The organism is Marinomonas shanghaiensis (assembly GCF_003259175.1).
GTDB lineage: Bacteria > Pseudomonadota > Gammaproteobacteria > Pseudomonadales > Marinomonadaceae > Marinomonas > Marinomonas shanghaiensis.
Genome location: NZ_QGOK01000027.1, coordinates 25,530 through 45,308, shown reverse-complemented (window position 1 = coordinate 45,308; position 19,779 = coordinate 25,530). Strand labels below are relative to the sequence as shown.

Here is a 19,779-nt window from a genome sequence, read left to right as displayed (position 1 = left end):
CATCCTATCGAAGTCGATGTGCTCATTTTTGCGTATGAACCACGGCTTTCAAATCAAAATTAAGGGATTTAAGCACTTTTACTATCGTGTCAAATTGCGGCCGAGAACCGGATCTAAGGGCTTTATAAAGACTCTCACGCCCAAGTCCACTGTCTTTGGCTATCTGCGTCATACCTCGCGCTTTGGCAATATGGCCAAGCGCATGAATAAGCTCATCGGTATCCCCACCCTCAAGCACCATAGATAAATAAGCAGCAATGTCTTCGTCGGTACGAAGCTGCTCAGACATATCAAAGTTGGTCAGATCTTTTATTGAAGTCATGTCGTCTCATCCAGTTTTGTGGCTTGCTGTTTTATCCTACATAAAAATTCGTATCCAACTGAATACAATATGGCTGTTTTTTAACCTAACATCAATATTTTTTACATCTTCATGCAATACATGGGACTCATCAACGACCATGCCAAAGACTGTTTTATGTGAGGAAGTATCAATTCAGTCAAAAGTAAGGTTAAGCGGTGATAAATCATTACAGAATTGCATAAAAACTTACCACATCAGTACGCAAGTTCTCATGAGTTAAGCCACACTCTAGAGGTAGTATTTTCAATACTGCAAGAGTTTTGAATTGTTCGCATAAAACGCTCGATGTTTAACAATGACTGCTCATTATCAAGGATAGCCAACATGATTTTCGGTAAAAAAATAGATAAACAATCTGACATTGAAATCAAACTTCAACAGTTAAAACAATGCCAAGATGAATTAAACGCCATTAAGCAAAATATCGCGAGTATCAGCTTTAGCCCTGAGGGTGTGATATTAGATGCTAACCCACTATTCTTAACGGCAGTGGGTTACAAACTAGAGCAAATCATTGGGCAGCATCATCGTATTTTTTGCGATACGGAGTACACCCAGTCCGTTGACTACAAGCAATTCTGGCAAGGGCTAAAGGCAGGAAAATCCTTCGAGGGTACTTTTTTACGTTTCAAACAAAACAAACAACCTATCTTCTTAGAAGCCAGCTATTTTCCAGTGTGTGATGAAAATGGTCAGGTAACTAAAGTGCTTAAAATAGCCAATGACATCACCGAAATACAAGCATCCTTGGCAAACAAAAATGCCGTTTTGACAGCGTTAGACCGCTCACTTGCCGTCATAGAGTTTGATACTAAAGGCAATATACTTCATGCCAACAGCAATTTTTTACGCGCGATGAAATACGATGAACAAGACATTAAAGGCAAACATCACAAGATCTTTTGTGATGAGAAGTTTTACCGAGACAACCCTAACTTTTGGTCTGATTTAGCACATGGCAAACACTTCTCTGGGCGTTTCCAGCGTTTTGATGGCACAGGCAAGACGATCTGGCTAGAAGCCACCTATAACCCCATATTTGACGAAAAAGGTCGCGTTTATAAGGTTATCAAGTTTGCGTCAGACATTACAGAACGGGTCAATAATGCCATGAACGCGATTGAACTGGCTGCTGCGACATCGGAAGAAACGAGCCAAGTTTCATCCAATGCTGTCGAGATACTGAATGCGTCCATCCGAACATCAAAAGAGATTGCGGAAAAAGTAAAACATGCCGCCAATATTGGCAATTTATTGAAAACACAATCTAAAAGTATTTCCGATATCGTTGTTACCATTCGCGCCATTGCCGATCAGACGAATTTACTCGCACTCAATGCCGCCATTGAAGCAGCACGCGCGGGTGACGCGGGACGAGGTTTCTCTGTTGTTGCAGATGAAGTCCGAAAGTTAGCCAGTAATACCGCCATCGCCACGGCAGAAATAGGTCAGGTCGTGGAGAAAAACCATAATTTAATCAGTGAAATGGACGTGATGTTGAACTCCGTAACAGGCATCGCCTTGCACGGCCAAGAGAGTATTAACGAAGTGTCGCGAGGCTTGATGGAAATTACATCCGGTGTGGCAAGATTCGTCGAAATGGTCGATAAAATGAAGAATTAATTTTGAGAAAAAAGAAACACCCTCTTTTAGATCTAACTAGGTCTCATGTAGGTGCTAAAGCTGCAACACTTTGGCACTTACTTTGTTTGATTTTTTTATCACAATAGCGTATTCAATCACTCAGTAACGCTGCCGCACTGCCACAAACGGTCATAATAAATAGGAACCATTTCAAATGGCTTGGATTGGCTTTGATGGCCATTTTCACGGCAAGAAAAGAACCAAGCATGGTGCCGGAAGCGAGTATCAGCCCTGGTATCCACAGGATTTGATCATTCCAAATGAATACCCCCAATGCCAAAGCGGTAAAACCGAGTGTACAGACCATTTTTAGCGCGTTGGTACGCACTAGGTCATAACGTAAGGTGCCAGCCAAGGCCGCAATCAGGATAAAACCCACACCCGCTTGCACAAAGCCACCGTATACCCCGGCAATAAACAGAGCAATCCATGCGCTTGGCTTTTCCGAGACCTTAAAAGGCACCGTGCCTTCTGGTGGCGCAATCATGGTCGGGCGAACGATCATGATGAGGGTCATACCAATCATGGCACTGAGCAATAAAGGTTTTAGCCACGCCTCTGGCGCATAACTGGCGGCAAACGCACCAACCACACCGCCAAGCAAAGAGGGAATCATTACTGGCAAGATGTCAGCGTTATCCAATTTTTTCGCTTTCCGAAAGCCAACTGTCGCCGCCACGTTCTGTAAAAATACACCAACACGATTGGTGGCGTTGGCGATGTCAGCCGGCATGCCCATGACCATCAAAGCAGGCAAGGTCAGGTTGGAACCACCGCCAGCCAGAGTGTTAATAATGCCTGCAAGAAAGCCAGTACCGATCAAAAGAGACACAGTGAATAAACTGTATTCCATAACATCGTCCTTAAATGACTCTTAAGCGAGTCGGAAGAGAATAAAAAGAGGAAACGAATGATAAGGAGAATTCGGCGAACTGACAAAAGATAATTTAGGCAGAGGAATAAAAACCAGCCCAACGTCACCTTTAAAAATACGTTGGGCCGATAAGAAATGACCTATTTAAGCGAATTATTCACCATTAAGGTTTCATCGATACCTTTTAGTGTCATTTCATCCATCATGAAATTAACGGTATTCAATAAACGCTGCTCACCCGCAGGAACGAGATAACCAAACTGGCTTTTAGTGAAGGGATCATTCGCTCGTGAGGCTTCCAGCTGCTTGTTAACCACTTGGTAATACAGTGCTTCTGGGGTTTCGGTCACCATAACATCAACGTCTCCTGCTTCAACGGCTTTCGGGACATCAAGGTTATTTTCATAACGTATAATGGTGGCTTTGCTCAGATATTGATCGGCAAATTTTTCATTGGTTCCTCCAATGTTCACACCAACCTTAACGTCTGGACGATTGACCTCTTCTAACGTATCAAAACGAGCTACATTGCCCGTCGCCACTAGGAAGCATTTGCCAAAAGTCATATAGCCTTGGGATTGGTCCGCTTCCATTTGACGCGAAGTCCGACGCGTAATGCCGCCCATAGCGATGTCGTATTTATCGTCTTTCAGATCGGTAATAAGATTTTTCCAAGTGGTTTGTACAAATTTCACTTCCACGCCCATTTCTGAGGCAAAATACTTCGCTACATCAATATCATAGCCAGAAAAAGTGCTGCCATCGTAGTATGAAAAAGGCTTGTAATCGCCCGTGGTTCCCACCGTGATATAGCCTTGTTTTTTGATATCTTCTAAACGATCGGCTTGTGCAATAGCACTGTAAGCCATAGTGGACACGAGCAATAAAAACGACGCAGTGAACTTCATAACAGTGTACCTAACATAAGAATGAAACGAATATACAAGCATTTGCTATGCCATGTTTTCAATTTTTATTCTGTAAAACCATACCGTTATACACGCTCTAACAAGCAATCTACCGCGGCTTGATTCACCGTGTGAGCAAGGTCAGGAATAAGGTCGTAAGTGGTCATGATGCCTTCACTGATCAGGGCATCGTAAGCTGATTTAGACAAGCGATAGTCAATCACGTTATCTTGATTTCCATGGATGAAATGCACTTCTGTGTGATTGATTGATTTTTTGTAGGGTAACATGGCAAAACGACCAGATAGGGAAACAACTTTTTCTGCCAACTTTTCCTCGACCATTTGCGTCGATGACAGGGCCATAATCGCCCCTTGGGAAAAACCAATCAAGGTCGTTTTCTCTGGGGTTAGTTCGCTTTTTTGCTGCCAATATTTTACCGTTTCGACAAAGGCTGGCATCGCAGCCGCAATGCGTTCAACTCGATTTTCTTCTGTCACACCCTGTACCGAAAACCATTGATAGCCTTGTCCAACATCAGAATCATCCGGGGCTTGTACCGACACGACAAAGGCATCTGGTAAAGCCTCAGCAAGAATCTGTCCCAAAGGTGCCAAACTCTGGGACGTTGCGCCGACACCATGAAATAATAAAAACAAACGCGTCGGCGAATTGGGTTCTTGTATTATGAGAGTATTGGGCATGTATCAACTTCCAGAGTAACGAGTTAAAAATAGAATGAATACTCTATTTCTCAACGAAAACAAGATATACAAGCTATTCCTAAAGCTTCTATTGCACATTAAAAAATAATGTATTGAGGAATGGCCGTAAGAAAAAATACTCGTCCAGTTTTCGGTTGTTACATCAAAGAGAATCAAGCTAACCTTAGTTTCATCAGCACAACAGCAACCTTCATAAGCTAAATGGACAATCGCATGTTAATAACAGATAAAAAACAAGCCGATGGCTATTATCAAGCGTTACTTAGCCGTGATCCCAGCTATGTCGGTGTGTTTTTTGTTGGTGTCAAAACCACCTCTATTTTTTGTATTGCCACTTGCCGAGCACGCAAACCAAAACGTGAAAATGTGGCGTTTTATACGCATTTCAAAGACGCCATGGACGCCGGTTTTCGACCTTGTAAAGTCTGCCGGCCAACTGAAAATGCCCATGAAGCCCCTTATGAAGTTCAAGCCGCGATGAATCTGGTACGAGATTGCACCAAGGCAAAGATTACCGACCAACAACTAAGAGAATCCGGTATACGACCCATTTTTGTGCGCCGTTGGTTTAATCAGCACTATGGCATGACCTTTCAAACCTTTCAGCGCATGTATCGTATCAATTATGCGTTTCAAGAATTAAAGACTGGTAAAAGCGCGACCCGTACTGCATTAGATTCCGGTTACGACTCTTTGAGTGGTTTCGGTTACACTTTTAAAAAGTTACTTGGCCATGCGCCTACCCTGAATATGGAGACTGCTGTGATTCTAATCGATAGGTTAACCACGCCGATTGGCCCGATGTTTGTGTGTGCGACGGATGAGGGTATTTGCCTGTTGGAATTCGTTGACCGACGCATGTTAGAAACCGAGTTTGAAGATTTACAACGACGTTTAAAAGCCCCCATCGTCGCGGGTGAAAACGCTCACATGAAACAGCTAAAACTTGAACTAGAAGAATATTTCTTAGGCGAACGCAGCGAATTCAGCGTGCCTCTTCATACGCCAGGAACAGATTTTCAAAATACCGTGTGGACAATGCTAAGCTCAATTCCGTTCGGCACCACCGCCAGCTACCAAGAACAAGCCACGCGACTCAATAACCCCAAAGCCGTTCGAGCCGTCGCTCGCGCCAATGGCATGAATCGCATAGCGATTGTGATTCCTTGTCATCGAGTCATTGGTAAGGACGGCAGTTTGACCGGTTATGCAGGTGGATTAGAACGCAAACGTTGGTTACTTGATCACGAAAAAAATCACTGCGAAAGCCTTCGTAAACGCAAGGTTTCACCATAAAAAAGCCTGTAGTTTCATGAATACATCAAGGTTATGTCATGGCAATGTAATTTCCCTGAAGCGCTATTGAAATGCGCTCGCTACCAGTCCATCTTGTGCACTTTGATTGTAATTAGATGGAATTCAACATGCCGACAAATATTGTTGCTGTATATGGGACGCTTCGTGAGGGGCTTGAAAATCATGAGCTACTGGCTGAGTGCAAACGCATCGGTCTAGGTTGGTTGACTGGGTTTCGCATGCACAATTTAGGCGACTTTCCAGGCATCGCATCTACCCATGATGAAAGTGGTCGAATCCGAGTCGAATGGTACGATGTATCTGATGAGATACTGGCCGCTTTGGATCAGCTTGAAGGCTATGATCCAGAAGCACCAGAAAGCTCTTTATACATCAGAAAACGCGTTTTTTCGCCTTATGGCCGCGGTTGGATTTATGTTTATAATAAATCCCTAGACCATGCTCCTTACATGGAAGCCGGCGATTGGGAGCGATACTCCCGCACGGCTACTTCTCACCAAGGCGCACAATCGGCGTAGACAGAACTTGAGCGGTTTGAACACTTTGTAATTGCGCGATATTCGCTGCACTGGCTTTGATTTGATCTTCATCCGTTAACAAACCAAAACGTACTACAAAGTGTTTTGACTCACCCGCACCGATTGTCGGCACCAGACCTAATTTGCGCTGATAAGAACGGTTGTAAGCAAAGCTAGTACCGGGTTCGATGCCCACCACGTAACCTTGCTCGACGGTATCGGTATTTTTCCAGATAGTCAGTACGGGCAAGGTCTCGGTTTGGTAGCTCACCTCGATACCGCAGTTCGCGTTAGCGTTATGCAACAAGGCATGAGAAAAACCATTTTCGTCACTCAACGGACGAATATTAAACACCATTTCATCAAAATCTTTCGTTGGCGCAGGCATCTGATTCCAATCGTTTAAGCCACCCGCAGCGTAGTCGTTAAACGGCGATAATTCCGCCATAGGAACATGCAGTTGCGCGCCTTTTTCGAGAATCGGCTGAGCAAAGTTGTTGTGATAAATCGCCTGGTATTCACGTGAGTAGCTGCCTTTGTTGGTCAAGGTATCTTCTACCAACAAATACGGCGCATCTGGCGTCAGTGACAATACCGTTTGCAGTTCAAAATTAGTGAATTTGAAACGTTTTTCATCGACGCGACCACGTAAGGTCACACGATAAGGTGGCACTTGCTCAACCTCTAAAATCACCTCGTCAGCAGGCGTGTTTTGAATACGGCCATGTAAAGTCAAAAACTCATCGCCGTCTTGACCAGGGTGCCCTGCCCACTGATAACCACAACGCACAATCATCTCGTTAAAACCGTCTAACCAGCCTAAGCCACCAGACGCTTCTTGATTCACGAAACTAGGATGAACCACCTCTTTCACAGGAGAATCCCAACCAAAGCGCACACCGTTTCTGACCACATCAAGCACCGCCATGCCACGAGTCGGCACGACACGAACCACAGAATCACCCACGGTTAACGTGATCAAACGCGAGCCGGTTTGCTTACCGCCTATCAGACACATCTGCTGCACACTAATCGGGATATCTTTCGGCAATCCCATTAATTCAGCAGACAAGGAGACATTACCGACATCGATATGTTGTTGATGACTAAGAAGAACAAGTTGAAACATGGGCCAAGCTCCGAAGAAAATTTCCTCATGCTAACGCGAGCTAGAGAACAAGGCTAGCTATGAGAATAAAATCTACTGTTTATTCAATGTTGCATTGTGCTTCACGTTCCTAACGCCCCCCAATCAGAAGTTTCTAGCACACGCAACAAACAAGTCCGCTCTTTTTGTCGTCATAATATGTCAATAATTCAATGGTAAAGTAACAGAAAACGCCATAAGAAAGTTTGTTGCCTTGCTGGAAAAACAAAAATTAACGCTAACGGGAAACAAGGCTAAATCCTACAAAATCGAAAGCTCTAAAAATGGAGTTAAGCACAGGAATACGAAGCAGTTTGTCATATTTCTTTACAAATTGTGTAAAAAATGCGCTTGATCTCTCTGTTTATATAAGACTATTGTCTTATATAAACCCACCTAAGTTGCAAAAGTTGAGGTTGTTATGACGTCACCCATTCGAATTCGACAACAAATTAATATCGGTTTAATCGCCATATTGTTACTCGCTCTCGCCAGTATTTACCTAGTAATAGAAACGAAAGTAAAACCCGACCTCACCGCTGAACGCCAAAGACAAATTTCCGTCAACCAAAAAGCACTGAGCGAATTACTCAGCGCAAAGTTAGAAAAAATCCAATTACTCACCAGCACCCTCGCATTAGCCAGCACTGAACTCCCTAAAGACGAAGCACTGTTTAAAAAAGTTTTTCCAAGCATTATTAATAACCACGATGATAAAAGTATCGCGGGTGGTGGTATTTGGCCTGAGCCTTCTGCGTTTACGCCCGGAACAGAGCGCCGTAGTTTCTTCTGGGGACGTGATGGTTCTAAAATGAGTTATCTGGACGATTACAATGATCCTGCGGGATCGGGCTATCACAACGAAGGTTGGTACACCGTTGGCAGAACCTCGCCAGTCAATCGTTGTGCGTGGTCTGAAGCCTACATAGACCCTGTTACCAATATCCCTATGGTGACCTGTACCATTCCCATGAAACAGAACAATACCTTCACGGGTGTCACCACCGTAGACATGATGTTAGACGGTATTACCAAAGCGCTTGAACTGTATGGAGCCGAAAATCAAGGTTATGTCTTCGCCATTGATCAAACAGGACAAGTTCTCAGCTTTCCGAAAGACAAAGCCAACTTGGTAAAAAGCGATGGCAGCATGTTAACGGCCACTGAACTGGGTAACCAGCTTCCATGGTTAAAGCCCGCTCTAGTAAAAATGGGCACCGCTGAACAAGCCATCACAGTTGAGCATGATGAAATTTTAGACGGTGCCGCGTATGTGGATCTGGTTAAACACCCACAAACCGGCTGGACGATCGGTTTGGTTGTGCCCAAAGCCCGCATGACCGAAATTGCAGAAAGCATGGGCTTGTTCCTAATGATCGTCATTGGGGCCTTGTTAATTATTGTCAGCCTAATTGCGGCGTCCTTCTTCCGTAGCTTACTTGGGCAAATCACTCAAACGACCAAGCAGATCCAAGAACTGGCCGATGGCGGCAGCATTCAAGCTCTTACCGTGGGTAAATTGAATGAATTAGGGGATCTTCGCCTAGCCGTGAATGCTTACGGCGATAAATTGAAAAAGTTATTAGAGCAAATCCATACTGAATCAGCCAATCTGGTCGCGGATGCAGGGCGCCTCAGTAAGTTCAGCAATGATTTTCTTAATAAAGCCAACAGCTTAAGTGATGAAAACACCACGCTAGCTGCCGCGACAGAAGAGCTTGGAGCCACTTCTCACGATGTGGCGATGTACGCCAACGAGACCAAAGAAACCGTTGAACGTATACACAAAGATGTGCGCAGCAGTGGTAAAGAAATGAATGTTGTCATAGACACCATGCGCTCTCTAACCCATGCCATGACGCAAGCACAAACCAACATTCTGCAATTAGACGAAGACAGCCGTCGGGCAAACGGTATGCTAAGCGTCATTCGTGACATCGCGGAACAAACTAACTTGTTGGCACTCAATGCGGCCATAGAAGCCGCACGAGCGGGGGAAACCGGTCGAGGCTTTGCGGTGGTCGCCGATGAAGTGCGTAACCTTGCGGCAAAAAGTGAAAGCTCTGCCGTAGAAATCGAGCAGGTATTAGGACGCTTACAAGTCGCATCAAAAGAATCCGTGAGTTCCATGGAGCTAGGACACAGCGAAACCGAACGAGCGGTAGCAACGGCAGAATCCACCGCGGCCCACTTACAACAGGTCGTCGATGCGTTCTCGCAAATTACCGATCAAGCAACGCAAATCTCTGTTGCGGCAGGCGAACAACAAAAAGTGTCACAGGATCTCAGCATGTTTGTGTCGCGTTTGCAGGAGCTTACTGGCAGCAATGCGAGCGACTCCAGCCAGCTTAGCCGTATGAGTCAAGAAATCGACGCCATCGCCAAACGTTTAAATGCGTTAAAATAGGCCATTCGTCCACCCTAAAAGCCATGATGATTGACCCATCGTCATGGTTTTTTTATGCCTTTAAAAAAGCGGCTTACAAAAAACGCCAGAGCTTAGCCACCATACGATGAATGGGGCGACGATAAGGCGGACGAAGCAAGGCCAGCATATTAAACCCGCGTTTATGCAATACCGACTTGCCATGAGAGAAGGTTTTAAAGCCTTCCTCAGCGTGATACGCCCCCATGCCGGAATGACCGATACCACCAAATGGCAGATCCGCTTGCGCGACCTGAATAAGTGTGTGGTTAATCACTAAACTGCCGCTGGTAATGCTTTCTTCGCAGAGTCGTTGATCTTGCGTTTGTTGGGTAAATAAATACAGGGCTAAAGGCCTTGGACGCTGGCGAATATAAGACAATGCCTCTTCCATATCATCGTAAAGTAGAATCGGCAGCAAGGGCCCAAAGAGCTCATCTTGCATGACTCGCAGGTCATCCTTTGGTTGATGTAAAACGTGCAAGGCCAATTTGCCCTCACTTTGCGCTGGTCCCTGCGGCATGAGATTCTCACAGTCGACGCCCGCCGCAATGGCGTCGTTTAAATACCCTTGTAGGCGCTCAAGCTGGCGAGAGTTAATCAAACTGGTGTAATCTGAGCTCAGCACACCCTCAGGATAATATTGGGCCAGCTCGTCTTTGATATGTTCAATCAAGCCCTGCTTTTGTTCGCGATGACAAAACACATAATCAGGCGCCACACAGGTTTGACCAGCATTTAACAACTTACCAAACACCAGTTTTTTTGCCGTGTCACTCAAATCAGCAGATGGCGCCACCAGCAATGGCGACTTCCCTCCTAACTCAAGCGTCACAGGCGTTAAATTTTCGGCGGCATTGCGCATCACTATGCGACCAACGGCGGTGGATCCCGTAAATAACAAATGGTCAAATGGTAACTGACTAAACCCATTGGCTATTTCCGCTTCGCCTTCTACCAGTTCTAGCCAATTCTCCCCTAACGAACGGTCTAATATCTCACGTAATACGCGATTGGTTTGCGGACAAAACTCTGACACCTTCAACATCACTCGATTACCCGCTGCCAAGGCGCCTATTAGTGGCCCAAGACAAAGTAAAACTGGATAGTTCCAAGGTGAAATCACCCCAATAACCCCTTTGGGTTGATACACCACTTTTGCATGCGCAGGTAAGGCGCTAATGTGTAAACGACGTTTTGACGATCGCATCCATTTTTTCAAATGCCGTTTGGCGTGTTTTAATTCACCCAATACAGGTATCAACTCTAATAAACGAGACTCTTCGGGGGCTCGGTGTCCAAAGTCGTGCTGTAACGCTCTTAATAACGCGGGTTCAGAGCGCAATAGCGTCATTTCCAAACGCTTGAGACACTGCAAGCGTTCAGTTGCCGTAGGAAAAGGTGTCCGCTGGGCGATGTCTTTCAGTCGTGTAAACGCCGCTCGCATTTCATCGTCATGATAAGAAAGTCCAACTGCCATTTTGCCCCCTTAAATAGTCATGCATTGTTTGCTACCCAGAAACGTTTTTACTCTAACTCTTACCAAATTAGCTACACTAATTAATGTGAAACAGACTTTTTACTGGCAAACACATGCTAAGGAGCAAATGATGGCGACCATCCTATGTTATGGCGATTCTCTCACCTGGGGCAGTGTGCCAAATGGCGGACGTTACCCAAAACACTTACGCTGGCCAACCATACTGAATGAGCGTTTAGGAAAGCATCATCAGGTTATCAATTTTGGCCTACCGGGCCGTACCACGATTTGGAATGATCCTTTTTTGGAGGGTCGAAATGGCTTGACCTACTTGCAGGCGGCTTTAGAAACCTTTGGTCCTGTCGACATTTTAATTATCATGTTAGGCACAAACGATTTAAAGCGACATTTCCATGTTGGGGCTTATGAAGCCGCCAAAGGCGTTGAAAAATTGATCGAAAAGTCAAGAATGCCCAACAATCATGGTTTTCTCAATCCCGCGCTTATGGTCATCGCACCACCAAATATTTTATCCCCAACGGGCGCCATGGCTGAAAGTTTTGACGGTGCCGTTGAAAAATCTCAACTTTTTCACCATTACTATCAAGATATTGCGGTTCACAACAAATGTATTTTTCTGAACGCCGCTGGCGTTTTACAACCCAGCTTAGTCGATGGCATACATTTAGATGCTCAAGCGAATGAACAACTAGCCCAAGCCATCCATGCCCTAATCAAGGATAAAATATAGTTATAACCTTGTTCTATATGGTATTTTATTGCTCTATCTTTGTACGAAAATAGAGCAATAAACAGCCGCATCTTTTCCTAGCTGGTTCATCAAAAGGCGTATTTTGGTTTTTGCGCCTTTCAGACATTGACAAAAGGGGTGAACGCTTAGATTACAAAAGGAAAATATGTAAAGTGTATAAAATATGCTCGATTATTGATCGATATCGTATTTTTCATGAAATAATCTCTCGTTTTCATTTTCTTGCACAAAGTTATCCACAGAATATTCAAGCAATACCATTCGTCCTGATCGAAGCAAAAAATGTTTAACATCCTTGCGCTGTCACGATATTCCGCTTCTGTATGCTTACTTTCTCTGTTTTTTGTACCTCGTAATTCCTCAACAAACCCGTATGATCTAGTGATTCAGTTGGTTTACCAAATCCGTCTCTCAACACATGCAGTAAGGAGAAAGCAATGAAAGTAAGCTTCATCGGACTCGGCACAATGGGTTATCCAATGGCAGGTCATTTGAGCAAAGCCGGCCATGACGTTGTGGTGTTTAATCGCTCCACGTCAAAAGCCCAACAATGGTGTAAAGAATACGCGGGGGTCTTTGCCACTACACCCGCTCTTGCTGCACAAGACGCTGACATAGTGCTGACCTGTGTAGGGAATGACGACGACTTACGCGCGGTTTATTTAGGCCCTGATGGCGCCTTCCAACAAGCGAAAACCGGCACGCTTTTTATTGATCACACCACAGCCTCTGCAGAAGTGGCAAAAGAGCTTTATCAAGCCGCTCAAGAACGTGGCTTTCATTTCATGGATGCTCCCGTTTCTGGAGGGCAAGCTGGTGCTGTGAACGGTGTATTAACCGTGATGATAGGCGGCACAAACAGCGACCTTGAAAGAGCGCAGTCTGTACTCGATTGTTACGCCAAAGCCACTCGACTTATGGGGCCTGTCGGTAACGGTCAGATCGCCAAAATGGTCAACCAAATCCTGATTGCTGGTGTACTATCGGGTCTATCAGAAGGCATACGCTTTGCGCAAACAGCGGGCTTAGACGTAGCAACCCTAGTTGATACTTTAAAGCATGGCGCGGCGGGCTCTTGGCAATTAGAAAATCGCGGCGTAACCATGGCAAAAAATGAGTTTGATTTTGGTTTCGCGATTGAATGGATGCATAAAGATTTAGGTCTGTGTCTTGCCCAAGCCGAAAAAATGGGCATCAAAATTCCGTTAACCCAAGCCGTTGATCAAGATTATCAAGCACTGATCGCTGAAGGCCGTGGTCGTCAAGACACTTCTGTTTTAATAAAGGCGCTCGATAAAAAAGCCTAATTTCTCATGTTATGTGCAGTTTAGTGCTTCTCTGAGGAAGCATTAAACTGTCTTTATATAAGTTTAATGTCTGGTTAAAGATCCTCTTTCGGTTTCTCTTTTTTCAACTTTTTGCCTATTTTTTAAAAAAAATAATCCTTTTTCTTCCCTATTCCTTACTTGGCTATTTCCCTAAAAACCCTTTGTTTTCAAGGCTTACACACCTTTATTAGGATTCTGTATTCATTACACGTATAGGCCATATCGTTATTTCAATTGGTTATTTAAATTGGCTTGAGTAATCTTCATGGACGCTGTTTTTAATGCGTCTGTTTATTCGGATGCATTGCTTATGGCTAAAGGGGGCTCAGGGACGAGGCAGAACAACCCCATTCGAACTAGGAGTTTGGATGGGGTTTGTTTTTAAAAAACGGTCACAGTCGCTACGCTAAAAGCCGCTTTAAACCCCTCAAAAAATCACAAAAGTAACGAACACCTTGATTCGACTTCCCACGTGCACAGCACGAAAATAATTATGTTAATGGAGAGTGACAATGAAAACAGGGCTAGCAAAAATAACGCTCGCACTTATGGCCGCTGGAGCAATCAGCACATCTGCTCACGCTGCAACCACATTGGTTTATTGCTCAGAAGGCAGCCCAGAGGGCTTTAACCCAGCATTCTATACCGCTGGTACCACTTTTGACGCAACATCAAAAAACATGTTCAACCGCTTAGTCGAATTCAAACTGGGTACGACAGAAACAGAACCTGGTCTAGCAGAAAGTTACGAAGTATCAAGCGATGGTCTTGAGTACACTTTCCATCTACGCAAAGGCGTTAAGTTCCACACGTCAAAAGATTTTACACCAACACGCGATTTTAATGCCGACGATGTTATTTTTACGTTTGATCGTCAAGGCAACAAAGACAACCCGTACCATGCTGTTTCTGGTGGCTCATATGAGTACTTCACTGGTATGGGCATGGATACCCTGATCAAAGAAATGGTAAAGGTTGACGACTACACGGTTAAGTTCATTTTGACGAAACCAGAAGCACCATTTATTGCCAACCTTGCCATGGACTTTGCGTCTATCTTCTCTAAAGAACAAGCCGATTTTTATATGAAAAAGGGCACCCCTGAGAAGCTAGATATTGATCCCGTTGCTACCGGTCCTTTCCAAAAAGTTCAGTATCAAAAAGACTCTTTGATTCGCTACACCGCGTTTGAAGACTACTGGAAAGGCAAAGCGCAAATCGATCGTCTTGTTTTCTCTATCACGCCAGACGCTTCCGTTCGCTACGCAAAATTGAAAGCGGGTGAATGTGATGTCATGCCCTATCCAAACCCAGCTGATCTTAAACAGATGGAAGCGGATCCAAATATCAACTTAATGAGCCAAGAAGGCTTGAACGTTGGTTACTTGGCCTTTAACACACAAAAAGAACCTTTCACTGATGTTCGTGTTCGTCAAGCATTAAGCTTGGCCACAGATAAGAGCGCAATCATTGATGCGGTATTCCAAGGTGCGGGTAAATCGGCTAAAAACCCTATTCCACCGACTATGTGGTCTTACAACAACAACGTTGTGGATTACCCATATGATCCAGTAAAAGCGAAAAAATTGCTTGCGGAAGCGGGTTACCCTGATGGTTTCTCGACAAACATCTGGGCGATGCCAGTACAACGTCCATACAACCCAAATGCGCGTCGTATGGCTGAAATCATGCAAGAAGACTGGTCTAAAATCGGTGTGAAAGCAGAAATCGTGTCTTACGAATGGGGTGAGTACTTAAACCGTTCCAAAAATGGTGAACACGATACCGTGTTGCTAGGTTGGACTGGTGATAATGGTGACCCAGATAACTTCCTATATGTTTTGTTAGGCTGTGATGCTGTTGGTGGCGCAAACCGTGCACAATGGTGTAACGAAGAGTTCAACAACTTGCTGTTAAAAGCCAAGCAAACCTCTGATAAAGCAGAACGTACGAAAGAGTACGAAGAAGCTCAAGTTGTTTTCAAGCGCGAAGCGCCTTGGATCACCGTTGCTCACTCAGTGGTTTACGAGCCAATTCGTAAAGAAGTGAAAGGCTACAAAATTGACCCACTTGGCGGTCACTACTTCTACAACGTTAGCAAGTAATCAACGTTTAGAAATATGTCCTTTGGACAACAAAGTACTTACTCGCTGGGACGTGAGTAAGTACTTTGCTGACCGAGCTCAACGCTCGATCATCTAATATCTCAAGAGAGCCCGTCCTTTATGTTCCAATTTATTTTCCGTCGTTTAAGCCTCGTTATTCCGACCTTTATCGGAATCACCTTGCTGACCTTTACCCTTATTCGTTTAATTCCCGGCGATCCAATCGAAGTGATGGCGGGTGAACGTGGTGTGAGCGCAGAACGCCATGCCGAGCTGAGTGCTCAACTGGGCTTTGACAAGCCACTATACGTCCAGTATTTCCATTACGTCACAGGCGTTCTACAAGGGGATTTAGGCAACTCCCTCATTACGCGAGAACCGGTAATGAAAGAATTCCTTACTCTTTTCCCTGCCACCATTGAATTAGCACTTTGTGCGGCCATCTTCGCAATTTTAATCGGCCTCCCAGCGGGCATTTTAGCCGCCGTAAAACGAGGAACCGTAATAGACCATTCGGTGATGACCTTTTCGCTCACTGGGTATTCCATGCCCATATTCTGGTGGGCGCTGTTACTGATGTTGGTCTTTTCCGTCAATCTGGGTTGGACGCCAGTGTCAGGGCGAATCGATGTCGTCTACTGGATTGAGGATGTAACGGGGTTTATGTTGATTGACTCCCTTTTATCGGACGAAGCGGGTGCCTTTTCTTCCGCTGTCGCACATTTGATTTTACCCAGTATTGTTCTCGGTACGATTCCTATGGCGGTGATTGCCCGTATGACACGCTCTTCTATGCTGGAAGTATTAAGCGAAGATTACATTCGTACCGCCCGCGCCAAAGGCATTGCGCCTTGGCGAGTCATCGTCATTCATGCGTTACGTAATGCCTTGATTCCTGTTATTACCGTGATTGGTTTGCAGGTCGGTATTTTGTTATCGGGAGCGATCCTGACCGAAACCGTCTTTGCTTGGCCCGGTATTGGCAAATGGCTAATCGAGTCCATCGGGCGCCGTGATTACCCTGTTGTGCAAGGCGGTATCTTGATCGTCGCATGTATCATCATTGTCGTGAATCTCTTGGTAGATATCACTTACGGCATTGTTAACCCACGAATTCGACACAGCCGATAAGGAGGCGTTTATGACGACATCTACTAAAACGTCCACGACAGACATCCCATTAACCGCGCCAGCCCCCATGACCCCCTTGCAAGAGTTTTGGCATTATTTCAGCAGTAACAAAGGCGCTGTCGCAGGCCTGGTGGTGATCTTAATTATTTGTTTCATGGCGGTATTTGCTAATTTTGTCGCCCCACATTCCCCTTCTGATCAATACCGCGATGCGCTGTTGTTGCCACCAGCATGGTTAGAAGGCGGCAACTGGTCTTACGTACTAGGCACTGACGATGTGGGCCGAGATATTTTATCTCGCTTGATTTATGGTTCACGCCTTTCAATTGCCGTTGGCATCGTCGCGGTGACGGCCTCTTTGGTGATGGGGATTTTACTCGGTCTGATTGCCGGCTATTTCAAAGGCATCATCGACACCGCGATTATGCGTATTGTCGACATCATGTTGGCGATGCCAAGCTTGTTGTTGGCAATTGCGATCGTGGCGATTTTAGGGCCAAGTATTGTGAATGCGGCGTTGGCGATTTCCATTGTCTCACTACCACATTATGTGCGTTTAACCCGTGCCGCCACCATGGCGGAAATGTCTCGTGACTATGTTACCTCCTCTAAGGTCATTGGCGCGGGGCCATTGCGCCTGATGTTTATCTGTATTTTGCCAAACTGTTTGGCGCCGTTAATCGTGCAAGCAACGTTAGGCTTCTCTAGCGCCATTCTTGATATGGCGGCCCTTGGTTTTCTTGGCCTTGGCGCGCAACCACCGACCCCAGAATGGGGCTCCATGTTGGCCGATGCCTTGCAGTTCGTGCAACGCGCGTGGTGGGTGGTAACTTTCCCCGGTTTGATGATTTTGATCACAGTACTGGCGTTTAACCTCATGGGCGATGGCTTACGTGATGCCCTTGATCCCAAGTTGAAACAGTAAGAGAGGTTGTTATGTCACTGTTACAGTTGGAAAATTTAAGCGTTACCTTCGGCAATTTTCGCGCCGTAGATAACATCAGTTATAAGGTCGAAGAAGGGGAAGTTCTCGGCATCGTGGGAGAATCTGGCTCAGGCAAGAGTGTGAGTTCATTGTCTATCATGGGCTTGATCGATTTCCCAGGTAAGGTGAGCGCAGATCAATTAACCTTCGATGGTCAAGATCTGCAAGCCATGCCAGAAAAGCAACGTCGTAAGCTTACTGGCTCCGACATTGCGATGATCTTCCAAGATCCGATGACCAGCCTTAACCCCTGTTTCACTGTGGGTTATCAGATCATTGAAGCGCTAAAAACGCACCAAGGCGGCAGCAAGAAAGAACTAAAAACGCGCGCTATTGAACTATTGAAGCAAGTGGGCATTCCGGCACCGGAATCGCGTTTGGACAATTACCCTCACCAACTGTCAGGCGGTATGAGCCAGCGTGTGATGATCGCCATGTCAATTGCCTGTGATCCACGTTTATTGATCGCTGATGAGCCGACTACCGCTTTGGACGTGACGATTCAAGCGCAGATTATTGACCTGTTGATCGAACTGCAGCGCAAAAAGCAAATGGGTTTGGTGTTGATCACTCACGATTTGGCGCTTGTGGCCGAAGTCGCTCATCGCGTTATCGTCATGTACGCAGGTCAAATCGTCGAATCTGGCCCAGCGTCGGAAGTCTTTAGTACGCCAAGGCATCCCTATACACAGGCATTACTGGCTTCTTTGCCAGAATCCGCTGCAGGTAAGGCGCGCCTTAAAGCTTTGCCGGGCGTGGTTCCGGGTCAGTATGATCGTCCTTTAGGTTGTTTGCTCAGCCCTCGCTGCCCTTATGCCACCGACCATTGTCGTAAAGTTGAGCCTGCGAACCAAGGTGATCTTGATCGCCAAGTAAAATGCCATACGCCATTGGACCGCGAAGGGAGACCAGCCGCATGAGTCAGTTTAATACGTCATCCGATAGCCAGTTAATTTTGAAAGCCGAAAATTTAAAACAGCATTACCATGTCAAACAAGGTCTGTTTAAACCGGATGCCGTGGTAAAAGCCGTCGATGGTATTAGTTTCAATCTTGAGAAAGGCAAAACGCTTGCCGTAGTAGGTGAATCCGGCTGCGGTAAATCCACGCTTGGGCGAATGCTTACCATGATTGAAACACCCACAGGTGGCAAGCTAGCGCACCTTGGTGAAGACTTACTAACCTTGAGCGCCGATGCACAAGCAAAGTTACGCCAGAAGATCCAAATTATCTTCCAAAACCCGTATGGCTCGCTGAATCCACGTAAGAAAATCGGTGCGATATTGGAAGAGCCTTTGGTGATTAATACCAAGCTTTCCAAAGCAGAACGCAAAGAAAAAGCCCTCGCTATCATGGCGAAAGTCGGTTTGAAAGCGGAGCATTATGAGCGTTACCCACACATGTTTTCCGGTGGACAACGTCAGCGTATTGCAATTGCTCGTGGCTTAATGCTTGACCCGAATGTCATCGTGGCCGATGAACCCGTATCCGCGCTGGACGTCTCGGTTCAGGCACAAGTATTGAACTTAATGATGGATTTGCAAAAAGAGTTTGGCTTGAGCTATGTGTTCATCTCGCACGATTTGTCTGTGGTGGAACACATCGCCGACGACGTGATGGTAATGTACTTGGGCAAAGTGGTAGAACAAGGCACTCGTGAGCAACTGTTCGAGAACCCAAAACATCCTTACACCTTAGCGTTGCTGTCTAGTACGCCGCAGCTTTCGCCCGATAAACGTCGCGTTCGCATTAAGCTGCAGGGTGAATTGCCTTCTCCGCTAAATCCGCCATCGGGCTGTGCCTTCCACGGACGTTGCAGCTATGCCAACGAGCGCTGCAAAACCGAAACACCATTACTACGATTAGACGATCAAGCGGAGCAAGAAAAAGGCCACATGATCGCTTGTCACGCCGTGGAAGAAAACCGTATTGAGAACATTGCGGTGGGTGCTGCCTAACCATTCAGACTGAAACCACACTCACCTCCCAGTGAGTTTTTGAACGCCCGTAAGGGCGTTTTTTTATCGAATAACAAAGAAAAGTAGTCAACAAGAAGG

At 45.6% G+C, this 19,779-nt stretch carries 17 protein-coding genes; 11 read left to right on the top strand and 6 right to left on the bottom strand.

Annotated elements, in window-relative coordinates; all coding sequences use genetic code 11:
- Nucleotides 1-22: 22 nt before the first annotated feature.
- Nucleotides 23-322: an addiction module antidote protein gene (locus DKT73_RS18075; protein ID WP_111639917.1), complete on the bottom strand. Its 300-nt coding sequence runs from the start codon at nucleotides 320-322 to the stop codon at nucleotides 23-25.
- Between the two features lie 366 nt (nucleotides 323-688).
- Between DKT73_RS18075 and DKT73_RS20440 the strand changes: the two genes are divergently transcribed.
- On the top strand, nucleotides 689-1,987 hold the full coding sequence (locus tag DKT73_RS20440) for a methyl-accepting chemotaxis protein (RefSeq protein ID WP_111639916.1): 1,299 nt from the start codon (nucleotides 689-691) through the stop codon (nucleotides 1,985-1,987).
- A 112-nt stretch (nucleotides 1,988-2,099) separates the two neighbouring features.
- On the opposite strand, the gene DKT73_RS18065 is transcribed toward DKT73_RS20440, so the two are convergent.
- The 3 genes from DKT73_RS18065 to ypfH form a co-directional block, all read right to left on the bottom strand.
- The gene (locus tag DKT73_RS18065; RefSeq protein WP_111639915.1) at nucleotides 2,100-2,861 is read right to left on the bottom strand and encodes a sulfite exporter TauE/SafE family protein; all 762 of its coding nucleotides are present in this window, start codon (nucleotides 2,859-2,861) and stop codon (nucleotides 2,100-2,102) included.
- 161 nt (nucleotides 2,862-3,022) lie between these two features.
- Complete coding sequence (locus DKT73_RS18060; RefSeq protein ID WP_111639914.1) at nucleotides 3,023-3,790, bottom strand: transporter substrate-binding domain-containing protein; 768 nt, start codon at nucleotides 3,788-3,790, stop codon at nucleotides 3,023-3,025.
- A gap of 86 nt (nucleotides 3,791-3,876) precedes the next feature.
- Nucleotides 3,877-4,494, bottom strand: coding sequence for an esterase (ypfH, locus tag DKT73_RS18055; RefSeq protein WP_111639913.1), 618 nt, complete (start codon nucleotides 4,492-4,494; stop codon nucleotides 3,877-3,879).
- Between the two features lie 234 nt (nucleotides 4,495-4,728).
- On the opposite strand from ypfH, the gene DKT73_RS18050 reads away from it, so the two are divergent.
- Both DKT73_RS18050 and DKT73_RS18045 read left to right on the top strand, forming a co-directional pair.
- Nucleotides 4,729-5,811, top strand: coding sequence for a bifunctional transcriptional activator/DNA repair enzyme AdaA (locus DKT73_RS18050; RefSeq protein WP_111639912.1), 1,083 nt, complete (start codon nucleotides 4,729-4,731; stop codon nucleotides 5,809-5,811).
- A 128-nt stretch (nucleotides 5,812-5,939) separates the two neighbouring features.
- On the top strand, nucleotides 5,940-6,350 hold the full coding sequence (locus DKT73_RS18045; protein ID WP_232827924.1) for a gamma-glutamylcyclotransferase family protein: 411 nt from the start codon (nucleotides 5,940-5,942) through the stop codon (nucleotides 6,348-6,350).
- Here DKT73_RS18045 and DKT73_RS18040 read toward each other — a convergent pair.
- A complete protein-coding gene (locus tag DKT73_RS18040; protein ID WP_111639910.1) occupies nucleotides 6,319-7,479 on the bottom strand; it encodes an aldose 1-epimerase family protein in 1,161 nt (386 codons plus the stop codon). The two genes, DKT73_RS18045 and DKT73_RS18040, sit on opposite strands and share 32 nt — an antisense overlap.
- Nucleotides 7,480-7,918: 439 nt before the next feature.
- Between DKT73_RS18040 and DKT73_RS18035 the strand changes: the two genes are divergently transcribed.
- Nucleotides 7,919-9,904, top strand: a complete 1,986-nt coding sequence (locus DKT73_RS18035) for a methyl-accepting chemotaxis protein (RefSeq protein ID WP_111639909.1) — start codon at nucleotides 7,919-7,921, stop codon at nucleotides 9,902-9,904.
- 73 nt (nucleotides 9,905-9,977) lie between these two features.
- Here the strand turns inward: DKT73_RS18035 and DKT73_RS18030 are convergent, their stop codons facing one another.
- Complete coding sequence (locus tag DKT73_RS18030; RefSeq protein WP_111639908.1) at nucleotides 9,978-11,402, bottom strand: coniferyl aldehyde dehydrogenase; 1,425 nt, start codon at nucleotides 11,400-11,402, stop codon at nucleotides 9,978-9,980.
- Between the two features lie 130 nt (nucleotides 11,403-11,532).
- Between DKT73_RS18030 and DKT73_RS18025 the strand changes: the two genes are divergently transcribed.
- The 7 genes from DKT73_RS18025 to DKT73_RS17995 all read left to right on the top strand — a co-directional run bounded on the left by DKT73_RS18025 (nucleotide 11,533) and on the right by DKT73_RS17995 (nucleotide 19,680).
- A complete protein-coding gene (locus DKT73_RS18025) occupies nucleotides 11,533-12,153 on the top strand; it encodes an SGNH/GDSL hydrolase family protein (RefSeq protein WP_111639907.1) in 621 nt (206 codons plus the stop codon).
- Between the two features lie 458 nt (nucleotides 12,154-12,611).
- Complete coding sequence (locus DKT73_RS18020; RefSeq protein ID WP_111639906.1) at nucleotides 12,612-13,481, top strand: NAD(P)-dependent oxidoreductase; 870 nt, start codon at nucleotides 12,612-12,614, stop codon at nucleotides 13,479-13,481.
- 533 nt (nucleotides 13,482-14,014) lie between these two features.
- Nucleotides 14,015-15,607 carry an ABC transporter substrate-binding protein gene (locus DKT73_RS18015; protein ID WP_111639905.1) on the top strand — a complete coding sequence of 531 codons (1,593 nt, stop codon included), beginning with the start codon at nucleotides 14,015-14,017 and terminating at the stop codon, nucleotides 15,605-15,607.
- 120 nt (nucleotides 15,608-15,727) lie between these two features.
- Entirely contained in the window at nucleotides 15,728-16,738 is a 1,011-nt protein-coding gene (locus tag DKT73_RS18010; protein ID WP_111639904.1) for an ABC transporter permease subunit, read from the top strand.
- A gap of 10 nt (nucleotides 16,739-16,748) precedes the next feature.
- The gene (gene dppC / locus DKT73_RS18005) at nucleotides 16,749-17,663 is read left to right on the top strand and encodes a dipeptide ABC transporter permease DppC (protein ID WP_111639903.1); all 915 of its coding nucleotides are present in this window, start codon (nucleotides 16,749-16,751) and stop codon (nucleotides 17,661-17,663) included.
- Between the two features lie 11 nt (nucleotides 17,664-17,674).
- Nucleotides 17,675-18,643 (top strand): dipeptide ABC transporter ATP-binding protein, encoded by a 969-nt coding sequence (dppD, locus tag DKT73_RS18000; protein ID WP_111639902.1) that lies wholly within the window; start codon nucleotides 17,675-17,677, stop codon nucleotides 18,641-18,643.
- Nucleotides 18,640-19,680: a peptide ABC transporter ATP-binding protein gene (locus tag DKT73_RS17995; protein ID WP_111639901.1), complete on the top strand. Its 1,041-nt coding sequence runs from the start codon at nucleotides 18,640-18,642 to the stop codon at nucleotides 19,678-19,680. The genes dppD and DKT73_RS17995 overlap by 4 nt, the downstream gene beginning before the upstream one ends.
- Nucleotides 19,681-19,779: the final 99 nt, after the last annotated feature.

What these genes read in the sequence shown, in the direction of transcription:
- DKT73_RS18075 (WP_111639917.1), bottom strand. Translation starts at nt 322, where the DNA reads ATGACTTCAATAAAAGATCTGACCAACTTTGATATGTCTGAGCAGCTT.
- DKT73_RS20440 (WP_111639916.1), top strand. Translation starts at nt 689, where the DNA reads ATGATTTTCGGTAAAAAAATAGATAAACAATCTGACATTGAAATCAAA.
- DKT73_RS18065 (WP_111639915.1), bottom strand. Translation starts at nt 2,861, where the DNA reads ATGGAATACAGTTTATTCACTGTGTCTCTTTTGATCGGTACTGGCTTT.
- DKT73_RS18060 (WP_111639914.1), bottom strand. Translation starts at nt 3,790, where the DNA reads ATGAAGTTCACTGCGTCGTTTTTATTGCTCGTGTCCACTATGGCTTAC.
- ypfH (WP_111639913.1), bottom strand. Translation starts at nt 4,494, where the DNA reads ATGCCCAATACTCTCATAATACAAGAACCCAATTCGCCGACGCGTTTG.
- DKT73_RS18050 (WP_111639912.1), top strand. Translation starts at nt 4,729, where the DNA reads ATGTTAATAACAGATAAAAAACAAGCCGATGGCTATTATCAAGCGTTA.
- DKT73_RS18045 (WP_232827924.1), top strand. Translation starts at nt 5,940, where the DNA reads ATGCCGACAAATATTGTTGCTGTATATGGGACGCTTCGTGAGGGGCTT.
- DKT73_RS18040 (WP_111639910.1), bottom strand. Translation starts at nt 7,479, where the DNA reads ATGTTTCAACTTGTTCTTCTTAGTCATCAACAACATATCGATGTCGGT.
- DKT73_RS18035 (WP_111639909.1), top strand. Translation starts at nt 7,919, where the DNA reads ATGACGTCACCCATTCGAATTCGACAACAAATTAATATCGGTTTAATC.
- DKT73_RS18030 (WP_111639908.1), bottom strand. Translation starts at nt 11,402, where the DNA reads ATGGCAGTTGGACTTTCTTATCATGACGATGAAATGCGAGCGGCGTTT.
- DKT73_RS18025 (WP_111639907.1), top strand. Translation starts at nt 11,533, where the DNA reads ATGGCGACCATCCTATGTTATGGCGATTCTCTCACCTGGGGCAGTGTG.
- DKT73_RS18020 (WP_111639906.1), top strand. Translation starts at nt 12,612, where the DNA reads ATGAAAGTAAGCTTCATCGGACTCGGCACAATGGGTTATCCAATGGCA.
- DKT73_RS18015 (WP_111639905.1), top strand. Translation starts at nt 14,015, where the DNA reads ATGAAAACAGGGCTAGCAAAAATAACGCTCGCACTTATGGCCGCTGGA.
- DKT73_RS18010 (WP_111639904.1), top strand. Translation starts at nt 15,728, where the DNA reads ATGTTCCAATTTATTTTCCGTCGTTTAAGCCTCGTTATTCCGACCTTT.
- dppC (WP_111639903.1), top strand. Translation starts at nt 16,749, where the DNA reads ATGACGACATCTACTAAAACGTCCACGACAGACATCCCATTAACCGCG.
- dppD (WP_111639902.1), top strand. Translation starts at nt 17,675, where the DNA reads ATGTCACTGTTACAGTTGGAAAATTTAAGCGTTACCTTCGGCAATTTT.
- DKT73_RS17995 (WP_111639901.1), top strand. Translation starts at nt 18,640, where the DNA reads ATGAGTCAGTTTAATACGTCATCCGATAGCCAGTTAATTTTGAAAGCC.